The 20,806-nt window shown below is 32.8% G+C and carries 23 protein-coding genes; 4 read left to right on the top strand and 19 right to left on the bottom strand.

Translation table 11 applies throughout. The features are described 5' to 3' along the window. Positions 1-37: 37 nt before the first annotated feature. Positions 38-1,369: a DUF5723 family protein gene (locus tag ACTJIW_RS06815; RefSeq protein WP_440714909.1), complete on the top strand. Its 1,332-nt coding sequence runs from the start codon at positions 38-40 to the stop codon at positions 1,367-1,369. Positions 1,370-1,871: 502 nt separating this feature from the next. Here the strand turns inward: ACTJIW_RS06815 and ACTJIW_RS06810 are convergent. The 11 genes from ACTJIW_RS06810 to ACTJIW_RS06760 all read right to left on the bottom strand — a co-directional run bounded on the left by ACTJIW_RS06810 (position 1,872) and on the right by ACTJIW_RS06760 (position 8,392). Beyond that, on the bottom strand, positions 1,872-2,258 hold the full coding sequence (locus ACTJIW_RS06810; RefSeq protein WP_012024377.1) for a hypothetical protein: 387 nt from the start codon (positions 2,256-2,258) through the stop codon (positions 1,872-1,874). 40 nt (positions 2,259-2,298) lie between these two features. Beyond that, positions 2,299-2,652, bottom strand: a complete 354-nt coding sequence (locus ACTJIW_RS06805) for a hypothetical protein (RefSeq protein WP_012024378.1) — start codon at positions 2,650-2,652, stop codon at positions 2,299-2,301. Between the two features lie 39 nt (positions 2,653-2,691). Then, positions 2,692-2,976 carry a YtxH domain-containing protein gene (locus tag ACTJIW_RS06800; protein ID WP_012024379.1) on the bottom strand — a complete coding sequence of 95 codons (285 nt, stop codon included), beginning with the start codon at positions 2,974-2,976 and terminating at the stop codon, positions 2,692-2,694. A gap of 53 nt (positions 2,977-3,029) precedes the next feature. Further along, complete coding sequence (locus ACTJIW_RS06795; protein ID WP_111365189.1) at positions 3,030-3,182, bottom strand: lmo0937 family membrane protein; 153 nt, start codon at positions 3,180-3,182, stop codon at positions 3,030-3,032. Between the two features lie 39 nt (positions 3,183-3,221). After that, positions 3,222-3,869: a porin family protein gene (locus ACTJIW_RS06790; RefSeq protein ID WP_440714910.1), complete on the bottom strand. Its 648-nt coding sequence runs from the start codon at positions 3,867-3,869 to the stop codon at positions 3,222-3,224. A gap of 48 nt (positions 3,870-3,917) precedes the next feature. After that, on the bottom strand, positions 3,918-4,493 hold the full coding sequence (locus tag ACTJIW_RS06785; protein ID WP_012024381.1) for a DUF4142 domain-containing protein: 576 nt from the start codon (positions 4,491-4,493) through the stop codon (positions 3,918-3,920). Positions 4,494-4,636: 143 nt separating this feature from the next. Further along, a complete protein-coding gene (locus tag ACTJIW_RS06780; protein ID WP_121361821.1) occupies positions 4,637-6,421 on the bottom strand; it encodes a CHASE3 domain-containing protein in 1,785 nt (594 codons plus the stop codon). A gap of 16 nt (positions 6,422-6,437) precedes the next feature. Continuing rightward, positions 6,438-6,887, bottom strand: a complete 450-nt coding sequence (locus ACTJIW_RS06775; RefSeq protein WP_073409602.1) for a response regulator — start codon at positions 6,885-6,887, stop codon at positions 6,438-6,440. A 21-nt stretch (positions 6,888-6,908) separates the two neighbouring features. Further along, positions 6,909-7,460, bottom strand: a complete 552-nt coding sequence (locus ACTJIW_RS06770; RefSeq protein WP_121361820.1) for a helix-turn-helix domain-containing protein — start codon at positions 7,458-7,460, stop codon at positions 6,909-6,911. A 162-nt stretch (positions 7,461-7,622) separates the two neighbouring features. Next, on the bottom strand, positions 7,623-7,808 hold the full coding sequence (locus ACTJIW_RS06765) for a CsbD family protein (RefSeq protein ID WP_071636919.1): 186 nt from the start codon (positions 7,806-7,808) through the stop codon (positions 7,623-7,625). 110 nt (positions 7,809-7,918) lie between these two features. Continuing rightward, positions 7,919-8,392, bottom strand: coding sequence for a Dps family protein (locus ACTJIW_RS06760; RefSeq protein WP_121361819.1), 474 nt, complete (start codon positions 8,390-8,392; stop codon positions 7,919-7,921). Between the two features lie 160 nt (positions 8,393-8,552). Here ACTJIW_RS06760 and ACTJIW_RS06755 point away from each other — a divergent pair, with 160 nt between their 5' ends. From ACTJIW_RS06755 to ACTJIW_RS06745, 3 genes are all read left to right on the top strand, one after another. Further along, positions 8,553-10,736 carry a DUF5723 family protein gene (locus tag ACTJIW_RS06755; protein WP_440714911.1) on the top strand — a complete coding sequence of 728 codons (2,184 nt, stop codon included), beginning with the start codon at positions 8,553-8,555 and terminating at the stop codon, positions 10,734-10,736. Positions 10,737-10,848: 112 nt separating this feature from the next. Continuing rightward, positions 10,849-11,676 carry an orotidine-5'-phosphate decarboxylase gene (gene pyrF, locus ACTJIW_RS06750; RefSeq protein ID WP_440714912.1) on the top strand — a complete coding sequence of 276 codons (828 nt, stop codon included), beginning with the start codon at positions 10,849-10,851 and terminating at the stop codon, positions 11,674-11,676. Positions 11,677-11,841: 165 nt separating this feature from the next. Beyond that, positions 11,842-12,642, top strand: coding sequence for an ABC transporter substrate-binding protein (locus tag ACTJIW_RS06745; RefSeq protein ID WP_440714913.1), 801 nt, complete (start codon positions 11,842-11,844; stop codon positions 12,640-12,642). Here the strand turns inward: ACTJIW_RS06745 and ACTJIW_RS06740 are convergent. The 8 genes from ACTJIW_RS06740 to ACTJIW_RS06705 all read right to left on the bottom strand — a co-directional run bounded on the left by ACTJIW_RS06740 (position 12,639) and on the right by ACTJIW_RS06705 (position 20,678). Then, positions 12,639-13,559: a helix-turn-helix domain-containing protein gene (locus ACTJIW_RS06740; protein ID WP_073409607.1), complete on the bottom strand. Its 921-nt coding sequence runs from the start codon at positions 13,557-13,559 to the stop codon at positions 12,639-12,641. The two genes, ACTJIW_RS06745 and ACTJIW_RS06740, sit on opposite strands and share 4 nt — an antisense overlap. Before the next feature lie 69 nt (positions 13,560-13,628). Further along, entirely contained in the window at positions 13,629-14,639 is a 1,011-nt protein-coding gene (locus ACTJIW_RS06735) for an aldo/keto reductase (protein ID WP_440714914.1), read from the bottom strand. 1,057 nt (positions 14,640-15,696) lie between these two features. Then, positions 15,697-16,551, bottom strand: coding sequence for a formyltetrahydrofolate deformylase (purU, locus tag ACTJIW_RS06730; protein WP_073409610.1), 855 nt, complete (start codon positions 16,549-16,551; stop codon positions 15,697-15,699). A 100-nt stretch (positions 16,552-16,651) separates the two neighbouring features. Then, entirely contained in the window at positions 16,652-17,371 is a 720-nt protein-coding gene (locus tag ACTJIW_RS06725) for a DUF4197 domain-containing protein (RefSeq protein ID WP_012024393.1), read from the bottom strand. A 143-nt stretch (positions 17,372-17,514) separates the two neighbouring features. Next, positions 17,515-18,078 (bottom strand): hypothetical protein, encoded by a 564-nt coding sequence (locus tag ACTJIW_RS06720; RefSeq protein WP_440714915.1) that lies wholly within the window; start codon positions 18,076-18,078, stop codon positions 17,515-17,517. 32 nt (positions 18,079-18,110) lie between these two features. Continuing rightward, on the bottom strand, positions 18,111-18,527 hold the full coding sequence (locus tag ACTJIW_RS06715) for a cytochrome c oxidase assembly factor Coa1 family protein (protein WP_012024395.1): 417 nt from the start codon (positions 18,525-18,527) through the stop codon (positions 18,111-18,113). A 105-nt stretch (positions 18,528-18,632) separates the two neighbouring features. Further along, positions 18,633-18,974, bottom strand: a complete 342-nt coding sequence (locus tag ACTJIW_RS06710; protein ID WP_044048298.1) for a hypothetical protein — start codon at positions 18,972-18,974, stop codon at positions 18,633-18,635. 150 nt (positions 18,975-19,124) lie between these two features. Then, the gene (locus ACTJIW_RS06705; RefSeq protein WP_440714916.1) at positions 19,125-20,678 is read right to left on the bottom strand and encodes a L,D-transpeptidase family protein; all 1,554 of its coding nucleotides are present in this window, start codon (positions 20,676-20,678) and stop codon (positions 19,125-19,127) included. Positions 20,679-20,806: the final 128 nt, after the last annotated feature.

The following is a 20,806-nucleotide window of genomic DNA, read 5'->3' as shown; positions in this document are numbered from 1 at the left end:
AAGACAAATATGCTAATCAACCAATTCAAACTATTTTATGAAGAGAACTTTACTTTTATGCACCCTTTTTGGGAGCATTTTTTACTGTCAGGGGCAGTCGTACTTTGGGTTTCGGGATGATAATTATGCCGGAATACAAGGTGTTTTGTTTAATCCGTCGTCAATTGTAGATTCTAAGTACAGAGCCGATGTTACAGTTTTTTCGGCAAGCGGAACTTTACAAAACGATTTATACGGCGTAAATATCATGGACGCTTTAGACGGCAGTTATAATTTGGCAGAAGATGCCAGCAAAAACTTTAAATCAAACAACAGAGGAAATTTTAATGTGGATATTCTAGGTCCTTCGTTTATGCTGAATATTACGCCGGAGCATAGTATTGGGCTTTATTCGCGCGTGCGAAGCATAACCAATCTTGTTGGGGTAAACGGAGAACTTATTGATGAGGTAAATAAAGAAACAGATGTTTCAAACAGTTTTTTATTTTCGGGCGGAAATCCAAATGGTGTAACCAATTCTTGGGCCGAAATTGGAGCGAGCTACGGAACGGTATTATTAGACCGCGACGATCATTTTATTAAAGGCGGTATTACGGTAAAGTATGTAATGGCGGGAGTAAACGGTTATATTAATGGAAGTGATTTAAGCGTGGCTTTTACCAAAAACAATGCTGATCCTGCTTTGAGTCAGTACACTTCGACAGGAACGCTGAAAACGGCTGCAAGTTATGATTATGAAAACGGAAAAGATCCTAAGTTTGATATGACATCGGCTGGTGTGGGTGTCGATTTAGGATTTACTTATGAATATCGCACCAATTGTCATACTTGTATGGGAAACCGATATAAATTTAAAGTTGCAGCATCGGTAACCGATATTGGAAAAATCAATTATAAAGATCTTACTGAAAACACTTATAACTTAACCGGAAGCGTAAGTCAGGCGGATATAGATGATGCCGATGATATTTTCGAATTCTTTGATTCTAATTACACTAAAATTTCATCAAGAAAAGGAGTGAAAGCAAATTTACCAACGGCTCTGCACACCAATTTTGACTGGAACATTGACCAAAAGTTTTATTTAAATCTAAGCACTGATTTTAGTTTGGTTGATGCTAAAAAAGTCAACGGAACTGCCATTGCTAATTCGGTTACTTTTACGCCCAGGTATGAAACAAGACAATTTAGTTTTTATATTCCGGTAACGTATATGGAATACAGCGGTACTCAGGTAGGAACAGGCTTTAGAGCTGGTCCGTTGTTTATTGGTTCAGGATCTCTTGTTTCGAATTTGTTTTCAAACAAATCTAAAGCTTCTAATATTTACGTAGGTTTAAAACTTCCTATTTATCAAAATTATAATTAAGGTTCTAAGCTGCTAAGGTTCTGAGGGACTAAGGGACTAAGTTTTTTTTAAAAGTTGCTGAGGAACTAAGGTTCTGAGGGTCTAAGTTTTTTTATTTTAGACTTTAGACTTTAGACTTTCAACTTTCGACTTTCAACTTTCAACTTTTTAGGACTTCAACTTATAGTACTCAATCCCTCAGAACCTTAGCTCCTCAGTACCTCAGAAACTAAAAAAAAAGAGATTGTTTCACTTTTGCGAAACAATCTCTTTTTCGATTCAGAAGTATAAACTTAGAAACTAAAATCCTTAGAACCTTAGCATCTCAGCCCCTCAGAACCTTAAAATATAATGAAGTATTAACTGTTTAATCGTTTTTTTAAGTACAAACGTATAAACGAGTTAGATACCGAAAAATACTCGTGTGTATTCGAAACATTTATATAGATTAGAGTACATGTACACACCGTTTTTTAATACTATGTGGCTTAATTTTTCCATGATGTAAAATTTAAGTTAACAATTACTCTCTAGATGGTTCATATTGTAATGATTCTTCTTCATCTTCAGAAGCATCATTTGAAGATTCGCTTGGTTTTGAAACCATATTGGTAACAATAAGCTGTACGATTGATCCTAAGATTCCTTTAAACATCGAATCGCCTTTACCCACAATAAATCTTTTGGCAACATAACCAATGGCAATACTAATGGCAGATTGTGCCAAGTGGCTTTTAAAACCAACAGTTTCGTTGATTTCTTCAACCGTATTCCTGATTAGGTTAATAGGCTTTAAATTCTCTTTAAGATCGTCTATATGGTCTTTAATCGCGCACCATTCTGTATCCTGGCGGTCTTCTAACAGTTTTATTCTCTGATTTAATTCATCAATAGTGTAAATAGGCTCCATAATAGTCTGGTTTAGTTATTAATTGGTTTTAAATCAGTTTTTATTTCTCTTTTAGAATGCTCGATATAATCGAATTTCCAATAGGAGTTTTTATCAGCCTGTGATGCGATTTGTGCACTATAATGGCAACGATTAAATAGAAAAGCGCCATGATAAAAAAGCCGAAATAATATTCTCCCAGTTCTTTTCCTATCCATAAACTTAAACCAATATTAAGGAATAAGGTAAAAAATGCAACAACAATACCGACTGCTATCTTTGATGCTAATGATGATACACCATCAGCAACTGAACATACGGTTTTAAGTTTTAGTAATTCTAAACTTGTTTTTGTATAGTTTTCAGCTTTTTCATAAAGATTCAAATTCTCGTTTGTTGTTGCATTTGGTTCCATGATATTGGTATTTATGGTTTGAAAAAATCACTTTGTATTTTAGTAGTTCGATTTTACAGTTTTAGCTTCATCTTTAACTGTATTGAAATCATCTTTTACTTGATTGAATTTTGCTTTTCCTTCTTCGATGATTTCTTTACCATTTGAAGTAATTGTACTTACAATACCATCAAATTTAGTTTTGATATTATCTCCGTAATCTTTCGATTTATCTTTGATTTTTTTTCTTGTATTTGAACCTTTATCTGGTGCGAATAATACTCCTAATAATGCTCCTGCTGCAGCCGCTGCTGCAAAACCTAAAATTGTGCTAGATGCTTTCATAATATTTGATTTTTAATAGATTAATATATTTATTTAATGTTGATTCGATTTTTTTAAACTTCTCGTCCTTTGATTAGTCTTAGTAATACTGCAATTATGGCAATTACCAGCAGAATGTGAATAATACTTCCAAAACTGTAAACAAAGAATCCAAGAGCCCACAGAATAACAAGTATCACTGCGATGGTATATAATAAGTTTGACATGGTTTTTTATTTAGTGGGTTAGTAATTCAGTTTTTTTTTTTAGTTTAGCTTATACGAAAGGTATATTGACAAGTTGCTGTTTTTTGCATCTGGAACAGTATAAGTAGTTCCTAAAACAGTTCTTTCTTTTCCAACAGTAGTAAGACCGTAGTTATAACGTACTCCAATGCTTATTGGGTCAAAATCTACACCTACACCGGCAGCAATACCAGCATCAAATTTGTTAAGATCGTCTCTGTCAATTTCCTGATCAAAACTACCATCACCGTCTCCGGTTACTTTAGAACTTACCAGGTAAGAAGCATATCCACCGGCATGAATATTAAAGTTTTTAGTAATATTAACTCTTACTAAAAGAGGAACTTCGATGTAATTTAATTTGAATTTAGTCGATCCGCTTGCAAAAGCATTGTTGTATTCAAATTCAGCACCTTTTGTTGTAAATAAAACCTCTGGCTGAATGGCAACAAAATCAGAAATTGGTAATGTTGCATAAACACCGGCATTAAATCCGTATAAGATATTGTTGTCATCTACATCATCACCGCTTCCGTATAGATTAGACATATTAAATCCTCCTTTTACACCAAACTCGGTATTTACATTATTGTCCTGAGCGTGCAGCATTCCAAATGAAGCTGAGATAAAAAGTGTTAAGGCGCATAAAAAATTTGTTTGCATTTTCATAATAAAATAATTTAGTTAGTAATCCGGGCTTTTAAATAATTCTCTTTTTTAATTTTTTTTAATTTTATTTTTGATTTGTGCTTCGGTTTCCCTTAGTAAATCAAACTGTTCAGGTAAATACTTCAATACTAATTTTAAAATTATTTTATCGTTGGTTTCTTTCGAAACGTTTTCTAATAACTTAATCTGCTCTTCGAGGCATTTTTTCATTGAATTCAAATAAACCCGATCAAAATTTGACGAATTAGCGGTAATCAATTCGTAAGTATCTCTTCTGTGTGATGCATTTATTTCAGAAATGATAAGCAGTTTTTTGTTTGCTAATTCTGTTATTTCCTGCAGCAGGCGATTTTGATTGTTTTCGATTTTTTTACCTAAAATCACTATTGAATTTTCTGAACTTTTTTGTTGTGCAATTTGACTTTTTGAAATAATAGTTTTTCCAATATTTGCCGTTTCAATAAAAAAGAAGGCTATTGTTTCTTCTTCTTCATTTTTTGTAAAAGCTTCGTTTTTCTTAAATGTATTTTCTATCGAATTATTTTTTTTGCATGATGAAACACAAATTATAATTAATAAAAAGAGTACTTTGAAGATTACTTTTAGTACGGGTCTTGCTTTCATTATTACTTCATAAAGTATTACATTACAAAGATGCTAACGAATGAAACATTTTGCTTTACAGCATAAAAAAGAAACGTTATATAATTCCCATAAAGAATTTATATAACGTTTTAAGATGTAGTGTTTTAAGGGCTTTCCGCAGTTTAATCAGGAAGAAATATGGTAAAAACCGATCCTTTTTCCGGTTCACTATCGGCCATAATATATCCTTTATGGTTGTCTACGATTTTCTTACAAATCGCCAGTCCAATTCCGGTTCCCGGATAATCAGTTTTAGAATGCAGACGCTGAAACAAAATAAAGATCGTTTCCTTAAACTGAGGATCAAATCCCATTCCGTTGTCTGTAAAAGTTATTTTATGAAACTTCTTAATATTCTGGTCTAAAATTTCCGGATAATCTTCGGCATTTACTTTTACACTGTCAATAGAAATGGCAGGTATAGTATTAGGTTTGCTGTATTTTAATGAATTTCCAATCAGGTTGATGAAAAGCTGTTCTATTTGATACGGAATAACCGAAAGCTTAGGAAGTTTGGTTGCCATGATTACGGCGCTTTTTTCTTCGATAATTTCTGTTAGTTCAGATTCTGCATTTTCCAGTAATTCATTTAAATTGGTTTTAATGAATTCCTTTTTCGTGGTATTGGTTCTCGAAAACAAAAGTAAATCATCAATCAGCACACGCATTCTTTTTGCCGAAACTTCAATTTTTGAAATGTAATCTCTTGCACTTTGTGACATAACTGCTTTATCAGCATCAGAAACCCTTGAAATAAAAGTCTGAATTTTTCTAAGCGGTTCCTGTAAATCATGACTCGCAACGTGGTTAAAAGAAGCCAGTTCTTTATTGCTTTTTTCAAGTTCTTTATTACGTTCCTGCAATTCGATATTAAGCAAATGCTCGTCGGTAATATCAAAATTAATTCCCAGTAAAATTTTACTTCCCTGCTGGTCTGTCAATAATTTCCCTGTTGATTTAAAATATCTGATTTCATGATTTGGAAGCAGTATTTTATAATACACAAACGGAAGCTGTCTGTTTTTGATTATTCCTTCAATAGAATTAGAAACCGTTTCTTTATCATCTGGATGAACAAAATCTAAAAAAGTTTCTTTTACAGGAACAAATGCTCCTGGTTCATGACCCAGTAAACGAAATTGATTGTCTGAATAATCGATTTTATTGGCATCTAAATCCCATTGCCACGTACTGAATTTACCAATCGCTTCCGATTCAGCAATTAATCCGTTTGAAATTAAAAGTTTTTTATTGAAGACTTTTAAACGCTGGAAATCTTTACTGATTTGTCTGTAAGCCAGTAAAATAAAGAATAATGCGGTTAAGAATAAGGAAATCGAAAATAACGGACTTAATGAGATTTCGTCATCATAAATTTTAAGCCTGTTTTTAAGATACGTTTTTTCGATATCGTTCATTTCGTCTACTTTAAAACGAATGTTTTCCATCAAAATTCGTCCCCCAAACATATGATTGTCGAGTTTTCGTTTATCATATGTTTTGGGATCGCTGTATTTTAGGCAATTTTCAAAAGAAACAAAACGCTGAATAATGAGTTTAAATAACTTTCGAAGATTTTCCTGCTGTACGGGATTGTCAGCAGTTAGTTTTTTTAATGTTATAAACGACGTATTTACTTTATCTCTCGAATAAATATACGGAGTTAAAAAACGTGCGTTTCGTGTAATAATATAACCTCTCTGACCGGTTTCAGCATCTTTTATTGCCGACATTAAACGTTCAAGCTGAATGTTTATTTCGTAAGTATGCATAACCAGCTTACTCGATTCGTTCAAGTCCTGATTATGTTTATAGGCAATAGAAGAAAGAAATAACAGAATGAAAACTGCGATTACAAAAATAACTCTCAAAGAGTTTGAAGAATTAAAATTTGGTATCCATTTCATTGGTATACTATTATTTTTATTTTAGTCGGAGCAAGAAATTATCACGGTTTAACCCAGAGGTATGATAGTGCCAGTTTACGGTTACGACTTCATTAATTATTTTTTTTAGCGTATTAAAATCGCTTGGCTTTTTGATATAAATATTAGCTCCCTGAATAAAGGTGTCTTCAATATCTTCTTCAGATGAAGAAGTAGAGTAGATTGCAATAATTATATTTTTAAGATGCTCCGTTTTTTTTATTTCAATTAAACATTCTTTACCGGTTTTCTTAGGCATATTTAAATCCAGAAACAAAATATCCGGCAGTTTATTGTCAGAATCCATTAAATGATCCATTAACTGCATTCCGTCGTGAACAAATTCTACGTTGGTTTGTATTTTGATTTCTTCAAAAGCATCCTTAAAAAAAAGACGATCATCTTCATCATCATCAGCCAGTAATATATTTAATGCGTTTTTTTGCATTTTAGTATGGTATTTAGGTTTTTATTTTAGATTCTCTCTGCGTTTCTTAATTATTCTTTGAAATGCCGACGGCGTGATTCCGGTCGTATTTTTAAATTGTGTGCTTAAATGTGCAACACTAGAATAATTTAGTAAGAATGCGATTTCAGTTAAACTCATTTCGTTGATAATAATTAACTGTTTTGCTCTCTCAATTTTCTGTAAAATGATGAAATTTTCGATAGAAGAATAGGTAACTTCTGAAAATACATTCGATAAATACCCATAACTGTGGTTTAGTTTTTCGGCAAGAAATACAGAACTCTTATAATTATTGCTGTCTTCCATAAAAACCAGCTCAATTATAGCATCTTTTATTTTTTGAACTAATACACTTTTCTGATTTTCAACTATTTCGAATCCGCAGGGACTTAGATTGCTTTTTAAAGTTTCCAGAGCTTCAGCATCAATATTATCATCAATTTCAATTTCTCCAAAACCCAGACTGGTAAAATTTATATTATTTTGTTCCAGATTTTGTTTTAGATAAAGTGAGCAAATGGTGTTAATGTCAAACTTTATAAATAGTTTCATTTTATAGAAAATTTTGGTTAAAGATAATTAATTTATTTGTGGTTACCGCGTTTAATGTTTTTAAAATATATGTTAAACAGAATAGAAAATACTTATTTTTTCAAAAAAATACCGTCTAATATTTTGTTACTAGACGGTATTTCCCTGATTGAGTCATAAGAACTACAAATCTGATAGAATCTGATGAAATTCCTCTTTCGTTTTTCCCAGTTTTTGCTGAAGTTTTCCGTACATTTCGTCTTCTTTTCCTTCAGCAAACATTAAATCATCATCTGTCAGTTCAGCATATTTTTGCTTAAGTTTTCCTTTTAACTCATTCCAGTTTCCTTTTATCTCTGTAGTATTCATGATCGTGTTTTTTGTTTGTTATTAATAATAATGTAAAGGTGCAATTTGTATTTTGAATATGTTTTACATCAATTTCAACTTACGCTGCATAATTCACATTTTAGTGTTTTTTAGACCTGGTAACGGCGTAAAACCCATGCCATTTTTTCGTGTTCTTGTAATAAACCCGTAACAAAATCGGCAGAACCAGCATCGTTGGTCTCGTTTTCAAAAACCGGAATATAATCTCTAAATTCAGTAACCAGCTGCTCGTGGTTTTTTAAAAGTTCTTCCAGCATATGTTTTTGTGATGCATATTCTTTTGGAGATTCCTTAAGAGTCGAATTTTCGATAAATTCTTTCATTGTGCCAATGGTTTTTTCGCCAAGCTGACTGATTCTTTCGGCAACTTCATCAATATTTGCTTCTAAAATTCGGTATTGATCTTCAAACAATTTATGTAATTCCATAAAGCTGTTTCCGGAAATATTCCAGTGAAACTTTCTCGTTTTTACATAAAGTGTCATTTCGTTAGATAAAATAGTGGCTAATATAGCAGAACTCTTTTTTAAGTTAGCGGCAGATATTCCGATATTTGGAGTCATAATTGTGTTTTTTTGGGTTCATATCAAAATTATAAATACAAAAAAGTTTTTTTCTTACACAATTTTTGAAAGATGTTACATCAATTCTATGTTTCCGTAAAGTTTAATGATTTCAATATTGTAGTTTTGCCGCCAGTTCAAACTCAAAACTCAAATTTTAATGAAAAAACAATTACTTATTTTATTCTTATTTATTACCTCTTTACAAGCCGATGCACAATCCTATATGGGATATTTTCATGACAATTACGCAGGAGTTCAGAGTGTACTTTTTAACCCGGCTTCTATTGCCGATTCTCGTTTTAAAACAGATATTAATTTGTTTTCTATAAGTGGTTCTGTTCAGAACGATTTATACGGTGTAAAACTTTTTGATGTTTACAAAGACGGATATGATTTTGACACGCAGTCAAAAATGAGTCCAAAAAATGCTAACAACGGTCTGGTAAATTTTGATATTATGGGACCGTCGTTTATGTTTAACATTGCGCCAAAACACACTTTGGCAGTATTTACAAGAGCAAGATCAATTGCTAATGTAAACAAACTTAATGGGTTTCTTGTAGATCAGGTAAAAGACGGTTTAGACCAGTCGAGTAACTTTAATTACAATTTAGGAAGTCCAAACGCAGCAGCAAATGCGTGGGGAGAAGTTGGTATTTCTTATGCCGCAGTTCTATACCAAAACAACCAGCACTTTTTAAAAGGAGGTTTAACTGCAAAATATCTTCAGGGCGGCGCAAATGCTTATGTTAAAGGAAATAATGTAAGTGTGGCTTATCTTGAAAATAAGGCAAATCCTAAAGCAGGATCTTTAATTTCAACTGGAGAAATTTCGGTAGGAGGAAGCCAGGATTGGGAAAATAATGAAGATTATGATTTTGATGCAGCTTCACGCGGATTTGGTTTTGATTTTGGTTTGGTTTACGAATGGAGACCAGATTACGAAAAGTATGATGTTAGAAATGCAAAACCTGCGGATAACAACTTTAGAGACCTAAACAAATACAAATTACGTTTCGGATTATCTGTAACTGATATTGGTTCTATCAACTACAAGAACTCAAAAATTGATACTTATAATGTAAATGGAGTTGTTACGCAGCAAATGATTGATGATGCTGATGATTTATATGAATTCTTAAACGATCATTACACTAAAGTTTCAAGCTCAAAAGGTGTAAAAACAAACTTGCCAACAGCGATTCATGCTGATGTTGACTGGAACATGTACAATAAATTCTATTTGAATCTTAACGGAGATATCAGCATGGTATCTGAAAACAAATTAAATTCATACGGAATTGCAGACAGAGTTACTTTAACGCCTCGTTATGAAAGCAGATGGTTTAGTTTTTATGTGCCGGTGTCGTACATGGAATACAGCGGTATGCAGGCAGGAGCAGGTTTACGTGCTGGAGTTTTCTTCATTGGTTCTGGATCTATTTTGAGCAATTTAGCTTCTAAAGATTCAAAAGGAGCAGATTTTCACTTAGGAATGAAAATTCCGGTTTACGAAAAACAATTTAAAGATACAGACGGAGACGGTGTAATTGACAAACAAGATGCTTGTAGAAAAGTTGCGGGTCCTGTAGAAAATAATGGATGTCCTTGGCCGGATACAGATAAAGACGGTGTTTTTGATAAAGACGATGCTTGTCCGGATGCAGCAGGTCCAAAAGAAAACAAAGGATGTCCGTGGAAAGATTCTGACGGAGATAGTTTATTAGACAATGTAGATGCATGCCCGGCAGTTGCAGGTCCAGTAGAAAATAAAGGGTGCCCATGGCCTGATACAGACGGTGATGGAATTTTAGACAAAGATGATGCATGTCCTAATGAAGCAGGATTGGCAGAAAACAAAGGCTGTCCAAGTTTAGATGCTGATAAAGATGGTGTTTTAGACAAAGATGATGACTGCCCATTAGTATACGGACCAGCTGATAATAAAGGCTGCCCTAAAGTTACCAAAGAAACATTGGCACAATTGAAAATGGAAGCAAAATCAATTTTCTTTACAACAGGAAAAGCGACTTTGAGCGATGCCAAAATGGGAGAAACGTCTGGAAGATTAGACGCTATTAAAGAAATCCTGAAAAACTATCCAAATGCTAAATTTGCTATTAACGGACACACAGATAATGTAGGTAATGCAAAGGTAAACCAGAAATTGTCTGAGCAGAGAGCAAAAGTAGTAATGGATCTTTTAATAGAAAAAGGAGTAAACCCTGCTAACTTAACTTCTAAAGGTTACGGAGCTTCAAAACCAGTAAAATCAAATAAAACAGCTTCTGGCAGAGCAGAAAACAGAAGAACAGAAATTGTTTATTTAGGCAATTTATAATCTGTAGATAATATATACCCAAAAAGCCATTCTTAATTGAGTGGCTTTTTTTATTTTTGCATACTTTTTAAAAAGAATTATTTCTTTGAAACAGAAGTTCTAAAAAACTAATATGACAACACAACAACTACACGAACAAATTCTTCAAAAAAAATCATTTTTATGCGTTGGCTTAGATCCTGATTTAAGCAAAATTCCAGCTCATTTATTAGAAACCGAAGATCCTATTTTCGAATTTAATAAAGCCATAATCGATGCTACTCACGATTTAACCGTTGGCTACAAACCTAATACGGCTTTCTTTGAAGCTTATGGAATCAAAGGATGGATGTCTCTGCAAAAAACGATCAATTACATCAACGAAAATTATCCTGATATTTTTACGATTGCCGATGCAAAACGCGGTGATATTGGAAATACTTCGAGTATGTATGCAAAAGCTTTTTTTGAAGATTTAAATTTTGACAGTGTAACTGTTGCTCCTTATATGGGAAAAGATTCTGTTGAACCTTTTCTGGCTTTCGAAAACAAACATACCATAATGTTGGCACTTACTTCTAACGAAGGTGCTTTCGATTTTCAGACTTTAAATACAAACGGAACAGAATTGTACAAACAAGTTTTGGAAACTTCTAAAACTTGGAAAAACAGCCAAAATTTAATGTATGTAGTGGGTGCTACAAAAGCAGAATATTTTGCTGACATAAGAAAAATTGTTCCGGACAGTTTTTTATTAGTTCCGGGAATTGGTGCTCAGGGCGGAAGCTTGTCTGAAGTGTGCAAATACGGAATGAATGATAAAATTGGACTTTTAGTAAATTCTGCAAGAGCTATTATCTACGCTTCAAAAGGAACTGACTTTGCTGAAAAGGCCAGGGAAGAAGCTTTGAAAGTACAGCAGGAAATGGCTGAGATTATTCGTTTAAAGTTTCAGGTTTAAAGTTTCAAGTTTGCTTTGAACATAATTTAACCGCAAAGTTCGCTAAGATTTACGCCATGAACGCAAAGTTATTTTTCTTTGTGTGCCTTTGCGAAAAACCTTTGCGAACTTTGCGGTTAAATGTACACCAACAACTTTAAACGTTAAACCTGAAACAAATAAAAAATGAAACAGTTAAAAGACCAAATAGGAAACGTTCATTCTTTTGAAACTGCTCCAAAACGAATTATTTCGCTTGTTCCTTCACAAACCGAATTATTGTATGATTTAGGTTTAGAAGAGAAAATCATCGGGATAACAAAGTTTTGCGTTCATCCGTTTCATTTTAAATCTACCAAAAAGATTGTAGGCGGAACGAAGAAAATTCATTTCGAAAAAATAAAACTTCTTGAACCGGATATTATTATTTGCAATAAAGAAGAAAACACAGAAGAAATTGTAAACCAATTAAAGGAAATTTGTCCGGTTTGGGTTACAAATATTATTTCTATAGAAGATAATTTTCAGATGATTTCAGATTTTGGTCAGTTGTTCAATTGCAGAACCGAAGCGCAGAAATGGAATGATAAACTGACTTTCGCCTTGAGCGATTTCAAAAAATACATTCAGGATATTGAAATCAAAAAGGCAGCTTATTTTATTTGGAAAGATCCGTATATGGTTGCAGGAAACGATACTTATATAAATGAATTATTAAAGCTGAATCATTTTAAAAATATCTACGAAGACAAAGGACGTTATCCTGAAATAGAACTCAAAAAAATGCGTTTAGAAGGCGATCCGGATATTGTTTTTCTTTCGTCAGAACCGTACCCTTTTAAGGAAGAAGATGCTTTTGAAATAGGAAGATTTACGCATCACGCCAAAACCATTTTCGTTGATGGTGAAATGTTTTCCTGGCACGGCAGCCGATTATTGAAGGCTTTCTCTTATTTTAAATTACTTCACGAAAGGTTGAAAAATTAGTTAAATGAATTTCTAAATTCTAAAGGTGAAAGGTCGGTTTTACTTTTGAAAAGTTTATTAAAAGATTGCGGATATTCGAAACCTAATTTATAAGCAGTTTCACTTACACTCAGGGTAGTTGTGGTAAGAAGTTCTTTTGCCTTTTCAATAATTTTATTATGAATATGATGCTGTGTGCTTTGTCCGGTCAGCGAACGCAGCATATCGCTGAGATAATTTGGTGTAACATTTAATTGTTCCGAAATGTAAGCAACAGTTGGTAATCCTAATTTTTCAACTTTGTCACTTTCAAAATATTCAGAAAGAAGAATTTCCAGTTTAGTTAAAAGCGTATTGTTTGCATTTTTTCGGGTAATAAACTGTCGGTTGTAAAAACGATTGCAATAATTAAGAAGCAGTTCAATATGAGAAACCATTACATCTTGACTGAAAGCATCAATAGAAGACAGATACTCTTGTTCTATATTCTGCATAATTCCTGTAATCATCGTTTCTTCTTTTTCTGAAAGATGCAATGCCTCATTAACAGCATAAGAGAAATATCCGTACTCTTTTATTTTTTTTGACAAAGCATAATTCTGAATAAAATCAGGATGAATGACTAACATTGAGCCAGATACCGAAGAATCCATTGGTACTTCTGTAGAAATAACCTGGCCCGGCCCCATAAATGTCATAACTCCTTCATCAAAATCATAATAGTTTTGACCGTATCTCATTTTCCCCTTAAATCCTCTTTTAATCGAAATCGTATAGAAGTTATAAATCACACTCTTTAAATTATTATCAAATTGACAACTTATATCTCTCATATTCACAAAACTTACCAAAGGATGATCTGGTTTTGGAATTTGTAATAATTGATGTAATTCTGAAATAGAGGTAATGTTATACGGAGTATGATCTTCTTTCTTCATGGCTTTAGGTTTAATACAGGAAAAGCTGTCATAAAGATAACTTTTCCTGTAGATTTTTTTTCTGATTTCTTATAGATTAACAGATTTCATTCCAGATTCATCATAACGATTTCCGGTAATCGTTCCTAGAGGAATAATGTTTTCCAATCTGTTCAATTCTTCAGTAGTCAGGACAAGCTGAGCAGCCTCGATATTTTGCTCTACATATTTTACTCGCTTTGTACCAGGAATGGCTAAAAATCCTTTAGAAGCAACCCATGCCAAAGCCAATTGCGAAGCAGTAATTTTTCTTTCGTCGGCGATAAGTTTTATTTCATTTAAAAGTTTAATGTTTTTATAAAATTGTTCTCCTTGAAAACGAGGAATTGATCTTCTAAAGTCATTTTCGGCTAAGTCATCCGGATGTTTTATTTCTCCCGAAATAAAACCTCTTCCCAGAGGCGAATAAGCTACTACACCAATTTGAAGCTCTTGTAATGTTTTTATAATTCCGTCTTCTTCAATACTTCTTTCAAAAAGGGAATATTCACTTTGAACTGCCGTTAGAGGGTGAATGTTGTGCGCTTTTCTAATGGTTTCAGAAGAAACCTCAGAAAGACCAATATAACCAACCTTTCCTTCTTTTACCAAATCAGACATTGCCTGAACTGTTTCTTCTATTGGAGTATTAGGATCAACACGGTGCAGGTAATATAAATCGATATAATCTGTTCCAAGATTTTTAAGAGAACGTTCTACAGCTTTTTTTACGTATTCTTTTTTGCCGTTAAACTGCCAGGTAAGTTCTTCGTTGTCATTAATCTCAAAACCAAATTTTGTAGCAATTATGTAAGCATCACGATTTCCTTTTATAGCTTTAGAAATCAATCTTTCATTTGCCAGCGGACCATATAAATCTGCTGTATCTAAAAAATTACCGCCTAGTTCAAGTGAGCGGTGAATTGTTTTTATAGATTCAGTTTCGTCTGCTTTACCATAAATATCATTTCCTGCAATCTGACTCATTCCCATGCAGCCTAAACCAATATTGGGAACAACAAGTCCCTGATTTCCTAAATTAACTTTTTTGATAGTACTCATAATTACTGTTTTAATTTTAAATCAAAATTGATTTAGCAAAGATCCGTCAGTACTACTTTTATAAAGTATCTAAATCTCGTGTAGTTGTATCCAAAATGAGCCAATGTTTAAAAGATTGTGTTTTTTACCGCAATGCACACAAAGAATTACGCAAAGTTCGCAAAGTTTTTAAGGCAAAGCTTTGCGAACTTTGCGTTTTATACTAAACCTCTTGAGTAAAAAAGCTTTGCGCTCTTTGCGTTAAAATATGATCAAAGTAAAGTAGCTTGAAACAAAGAAAACCTGAAACTAAACTTATATAAAAAAAGAATGCCGACATCTCGAAGACGCCGGCATTATTTAACTAACCAAAACCAAAATAATAAATAACCAGTTTATTACATTACAAATGTCCGACATATATCAATCTTATGCTGTTAAGATGTTGTTATTACTTTGTTGGATATAAGTTAATGTTTAAAAATTGCAGTTGGAGTTTCTTTTGGATTGTATTTTTTAACCGTAAAGAACGCTAAGATTAGCGCAAAAGTTCGGAAAGTTTTTACATAAAGCTTAGCGTTCTTTGCGGTTAAAATTATGTTCAAAATAAGTTAACCTGAAACAAAAGATTATAAAAAAAGAATGCCGGCATCTCGAAGACGCCGGCATCATTTAACTAACCAAAACCAAAATAATAAATAACCAGTTTATTACATTACAAATGTCCGACATATATCAATCTTATGCTGTTAAGGTTTTGTTATTACTTTGTTGACCATAAGTTAAGATTTTTGGTTTTAGAAAAGATGGCGTATTTTGACCTTGAAGTAATTCCAGAAAGAAGAATGCATGTCAGGTGCTCATGAAGTAAATGCTTTTAATGACCCTGGATTAGCAATTGCAAACAGATAAAAAGGGGCTAAGATTCTGAGATGCTAAGGGACTAAGTTTCAGAATTATTTAAATAATAAACCCGACAGGTTTTTAAAACCTGTCGGGTTTGCTTTTTATATTGAATTAGCTTAGAGGGACGTTTAAAGAAAATCTTAGAAACTTAGTATCTTAGAACCTCGGCAGCTTAAGAAAAAACAACTGTCTTATTACTGTAAACCATTGTTTTTCTCTCAGAATGTAATTTTATAGCTCTTGCCAGAACGATGCGTTCTAAGTCACGGCCTTTCATGATAAAATCTTCAACAGAGTGAATATGAGAAACTCTGGCAATATCCTGTTCAATAATTGGGCCTTCATCTAATTCTTCGGTTACGTAGTGGCTTGTTGCCCCAATAATTTTTACTCCGCGTTTAAAAGCTGAGTGATAGGGTTTAGCACCCGGAAAAGCAGGTAAAAATGAATGGTGGATATTGATAATTCTATTTTCGTAAAGTTCAATCAATTTTGGCGTAATAATCTGCATATAGCGCGCCAAAACAATAAAGTTGATTTCATATCGCTTTAATAGTTCAATTTGTTTGGCTTCGCCTTCTTCCTTATTGTCTTTTGTAAAAGGCACACAATGAAACGGAATGTCAAAACGTTCTGCAATCGATCTTAAATCATTATGATTACTTATGATAACCGGAATTTCTACATTTAATTCGCCCGCGCTGTATCTTCCTAAAATATCAAACAAGCAATGATCGTATTTAGAAACAAACAATGCCATTTTTGGTTTTTGTTCCTGATTGTACAAATCCCATGACATGTTAAAATCAGCGGCGAGGGTTTTATCAAATTCTTCTTTTAAGCTTTCAATAGTAATTTTATGGTTGGCGAATTCGCATTCCAATCGCATAAAAAATACATTTTGCTCCACATCAACGTGCTGGTCGATGTACGTAATATTTCCTTCTACTCTCGCAATAAAAGTAGTCACTGCAGCAATAATACCTTTTTGGTCTTTACAGTGAATAAGAATGGTTATTTTTTGCATTTTTGGTTATTTTGGTTAGTGACAAAGTTGCAAAGATTCAGAGTTACAAAGGTTTCTCTGCTCCTTTGTAACTTTGTTCCTTTGTAACTTCAGAAAAAAACTATTTTCCGTCCTGCATTGCAAAAACGCTTTTTAATAAAGGCGTTGTTCTTGCACTGATATTGTTACGGATTTCTTTTTCTTCAACAGCAATCATTTTAAAAACACCAGATAAAGCCTGAGTTGTCGTATAATCAGTTAAATCTGGATTTACTTTTTTAACTAATGGAATTGTGTTGTATTTATTAATGATTTTTGTCCAGACTACATCGGCACCTACTTTTTCAAAAGAACTTTTAATTACCGGATTAAATTTTCCGTATAAAGCAGTTGTAGTGCTTCCTTGTAAATAACTTGTTGCAGCGCTGTCGTTTCCTAATAAGATGTTCTTAGCATCTGTAAACGACATATTTTTCACAGCCGAAACAAATATTGGAGTTGCTTCTTTTACCGCATCTTCGGCAGCGCGGTTCAGCATTTTAATTCCTTCATCAGCAAGAGAACTCAAACCTACTTTACGTAAAGTGGCATCAACTTTTTGTAATTCTTCCGGCATTAAAATTTTTACAGCCTCATTTTTATAAAAGCCGTCTACAGCGGTTAATTTACTCACTTGTTCAGTAATTCCTTTATTAAGGGCTTCTTTTAATCCAGAAGCAATGTCAACACCTCCAACTCCCGGAATCTGAGATGACAGCTGAGGTAATTGATTTAGAGTTTGTTGTACTTGCGCACAAGAAGTAAGTGAAAATGTTACGGCTAATAGTAAAATCTTTTTCATTAGTAGGGGATTTGTTTAAGTTTCAAAAATACTACTTATTCAAAAACAAAGCCACAATTTTATTTAAAGCGAACTAACATTTTGTTGTAAACTTAACATCACAAGTTTTAGCAGCTTAGAATTTCAATTTCTTGACAACTTATCTAGGGCCAAGCCATTCGAATAGTATAATCCCAGTACGATTTGCTTGAAATGTAATCAGGCTGTAACTGCATTATTGGTCTATTAGCAGCATCAAAATATCGAACACGAATAATTTTTTCTTTCGAATCATCTTTCATTTCGATATTTCCTTCGGCATCATCAATTAGTTTCTTTTTCTTTAAGTACAAAGCAGGTTTTTCGATTGTGAATTCTATTACGGCTTCTTCTTTTAGTTTTAGTTTACAGCCAATTAAATTTCCATTGCTGTCAAGAGATTCAATTTTTCTTAAATAATTATTTTCATAATAATAGATTTCAAAAGCAATGCTGCATACTCCTTTTTGAAGTTTGTTATCAGACAATCTAAAACGAAGTATTTGATTTTTTTGATTTGTAAATTCAATAGAGCCATTTCCCTGAGCATCCACATCGTTACGCAAAACTCTCACAGGTTTTGAGAACTGTTTAATTCGATCAATATAAACTTGGTAATTTCCCGCAGATTGTGCAAAAGAGGAAACGCACAGGAAAAGCCCGGCGAATAAAAAGAAAAAAGATTTCATTTATGAGATTGTTGTTTGGTTCAATAGATTTTTTATTTCTGCAGTAAATCTATTTCTTCTTCGGTTTTTTCAATGTAAACAGTTAGTTCACTGTATTTCCATTTTCCTCTTTTTTCTGCTGTAACAAACAAAGTTCCTTTTCCTTTTGGACCTTTGAGCGGAATTTCTAAATTGCAATTACCACTATTATTTGCCGTGCTGATATTGCCAGAAACCATTCCGTCAGTTTCGATTGGACTTCCCAGTTTTTCAATCACTAATTTATTGTTTTGAGCGGCAGCTATAGATTCTTTATAAGCATCAGAATCTTTCATCATTGAGGTAACGCCAAAAAATATTCCGGCAATGAAAAGACCAAAAAGAGTAAGAAGACCTAAACATCCGGTTGGAACAAACCATTTCCAGTTTCTGTCCCACCAATTTTTTTGAGGCTGATGATCGTTTTGCATAGTTAAAAAGGCTTAGTTTAGAAAATGTTATAAGCCCGAAATATACAATTATTCTTCTTAATCTTAGAAGTTAATTACCTGCTAAAAAAAGATTTTAATTATACTTTAAAAAATCATATCAGGATTATAGACTGGATTTTTTTGGTTTAAATCTTCAAGAATAGTCTGTGTATAATCTTTTCCTCCTTTTATTAAATAATACAACGATTTAACGACATAGACTGGTCCTAATGGAAACATTTTCCAGCTGACGGTTAAATTTAAAAAGAAGTGTTTTAAGGCATATTTAAACGTATTTTCTTCGGGACGAACAAAATAAATATTAGAACGTTTAAATTTTTTAAAAAGTTTCGAAATAGTATTCGGAAAAACTACAAATCGTCCGCCCTGCTGTACTAATACGTTTATTTCAAACATTGTTAGACCTTCTGTATTATTGGTTTTCATGGCTAAAAATTTTTGCAAAGTTCTTAAAAAGTAAACCATTTTTTTGCTCCTAAAAGTTTTAAAAATAATAAATTAAGGTTAATTTTTAGGAGAAAAAAAATCGGAAACCCAACTAAATGAGTTCCCGATTTATTCTGTATTCTGAATAAATTAATTGGCGGTAAGGGCAGTCTGCGGAGTTAACTCAGCATCTTTTTCATAAACATCCTGAAAGAAACCAATTTCACCGTTTTCATTTACCAAAGAAGTAAAATAGGTAATATAAATTGGCACTTTTTTAGAAAGTTTAAAACTGCTTTCTACTTTACCTTCCATAGCTTTATCAATTTTTGCCTGAGTCCATTCAGGATAATCTTTCAGCATGGCAACGGCTAATTCTTTGGCCATTTTTACGTTAATACAACCGTGGCTGAAAGTTCTTTTTTCGAAATCGAATAAAGTTTTAGATGGCGTATCGTGCATGTAAATATCGTCTGAGTTTGGAAACATAAATTTAACCAAACCTAAAGAGTTATCCGGACCTGGTTTTTGTCTTACCTGACCATTTACCATTTCCATATTTTTTTCTGCAAGGTAATTTGGATCTGCAGCTATTTTAGATCTTAACTCATTTTGAACAATACTTTGAGGTACTGTCCAATACGGACTAAAAACGATTCTGTCAATCTGCCCGTTAAAAATGGTAGTTTTAGTTAAAGGAGATCCAACAAAAACGCTTGATGTTAATTCTATTTTTCCGTTTTTAACATAGATCAATTCATACGAAGGCACATTTACCAAAACATATTCGTCATTGTTGACTAATTCTGGAGAAATAGCGCGAATTCTTTCCATGTTTAGCATTAAAGTTTTTACTTTATCCGAAACCGGAATATTCATTTCTTTAATATGTTCTTCTGCTAAAATATAATTTGGTTTAAAACCATTACGAACTTTGTATTTCATAACGCCGTCCATTAGCTCACGATCATAAAAATCGCTTTTAGAATCTTGTTTTAAATCGCCCAATAAATACAAACGGGTTCTAACCTGTGCGATAGTAGGTGAAACAGCATCAGGTCGTAAATCTTTATAAGGAGTTTCGGCAACAATAGGTTTCCATTTACTTGATTTTTCAAGTTTTTTGTATTGTTTTAAAACACCTTGCAGTTTGTAATATTGGTCATAAAGATTACCATCGTCTTCAACTTTTGCAGTAGCTTCTTCAATTGTGCTGTAGTTTAAAAAATCTTTCAGCATGGTATCATAAGACAATTTTTTCTTGTCTGAATTGCTTTTTTTGGCGTATAGAACATATAAAGAGCTTAAAAGCATATCGGCATCAGTTTTAGAAATGTTATTTTCTGATGAAGAATCAAAAAGCTGGTCGATTTCTTTTTGGTATGGAATAACCAAATCGTTTGTTTTTTTTGCTTTTTCATACAATACAGAACCAAATTCGTTGATTTCGTCTTCATCAAACCAAATAGTTCCCAGAGTTCTGTTTTTGTATAATGACATTACTTCAGATTTATACTTTTTTAAATCAGTATATTTTTTGAAGAATTCATTTGAAACGCTTTCTTTTACAGCATCATTATCTGAATTGTAAAAGATTGAGGTGTTAGATTTATGCTCTTTAGTATCGGTGCTTTCATATTTACTAAAAGATACGACGCTAAAACTTAGAGCTAAAATAATGCTTAGTGAATATAAAGTTTTCATTTTCATTTAAATTTTTACGTTACTACTTAGATTTCAAGTTTTGGGTAAAAATCTGGGGCCTTTTCTACATTGCTAAATTACTTTAGAAAGCGGCGAAACATGTTTATTGATTTTATTTAAATGTTGCG

It is taken from the genome of Flavobacterium sp. 22659, assembly GCF_052044235.1.
Classification (GTDB): Bacteria; Bacteroidota; Bacteroidia; order Flavobacteriales; family Flavobacteriaceae; genus Flavobacterium; species Flavobacterium johnsoniae.
This window is presented reverse-complemented; position numbering and strand designations above follow the sequence as displayed.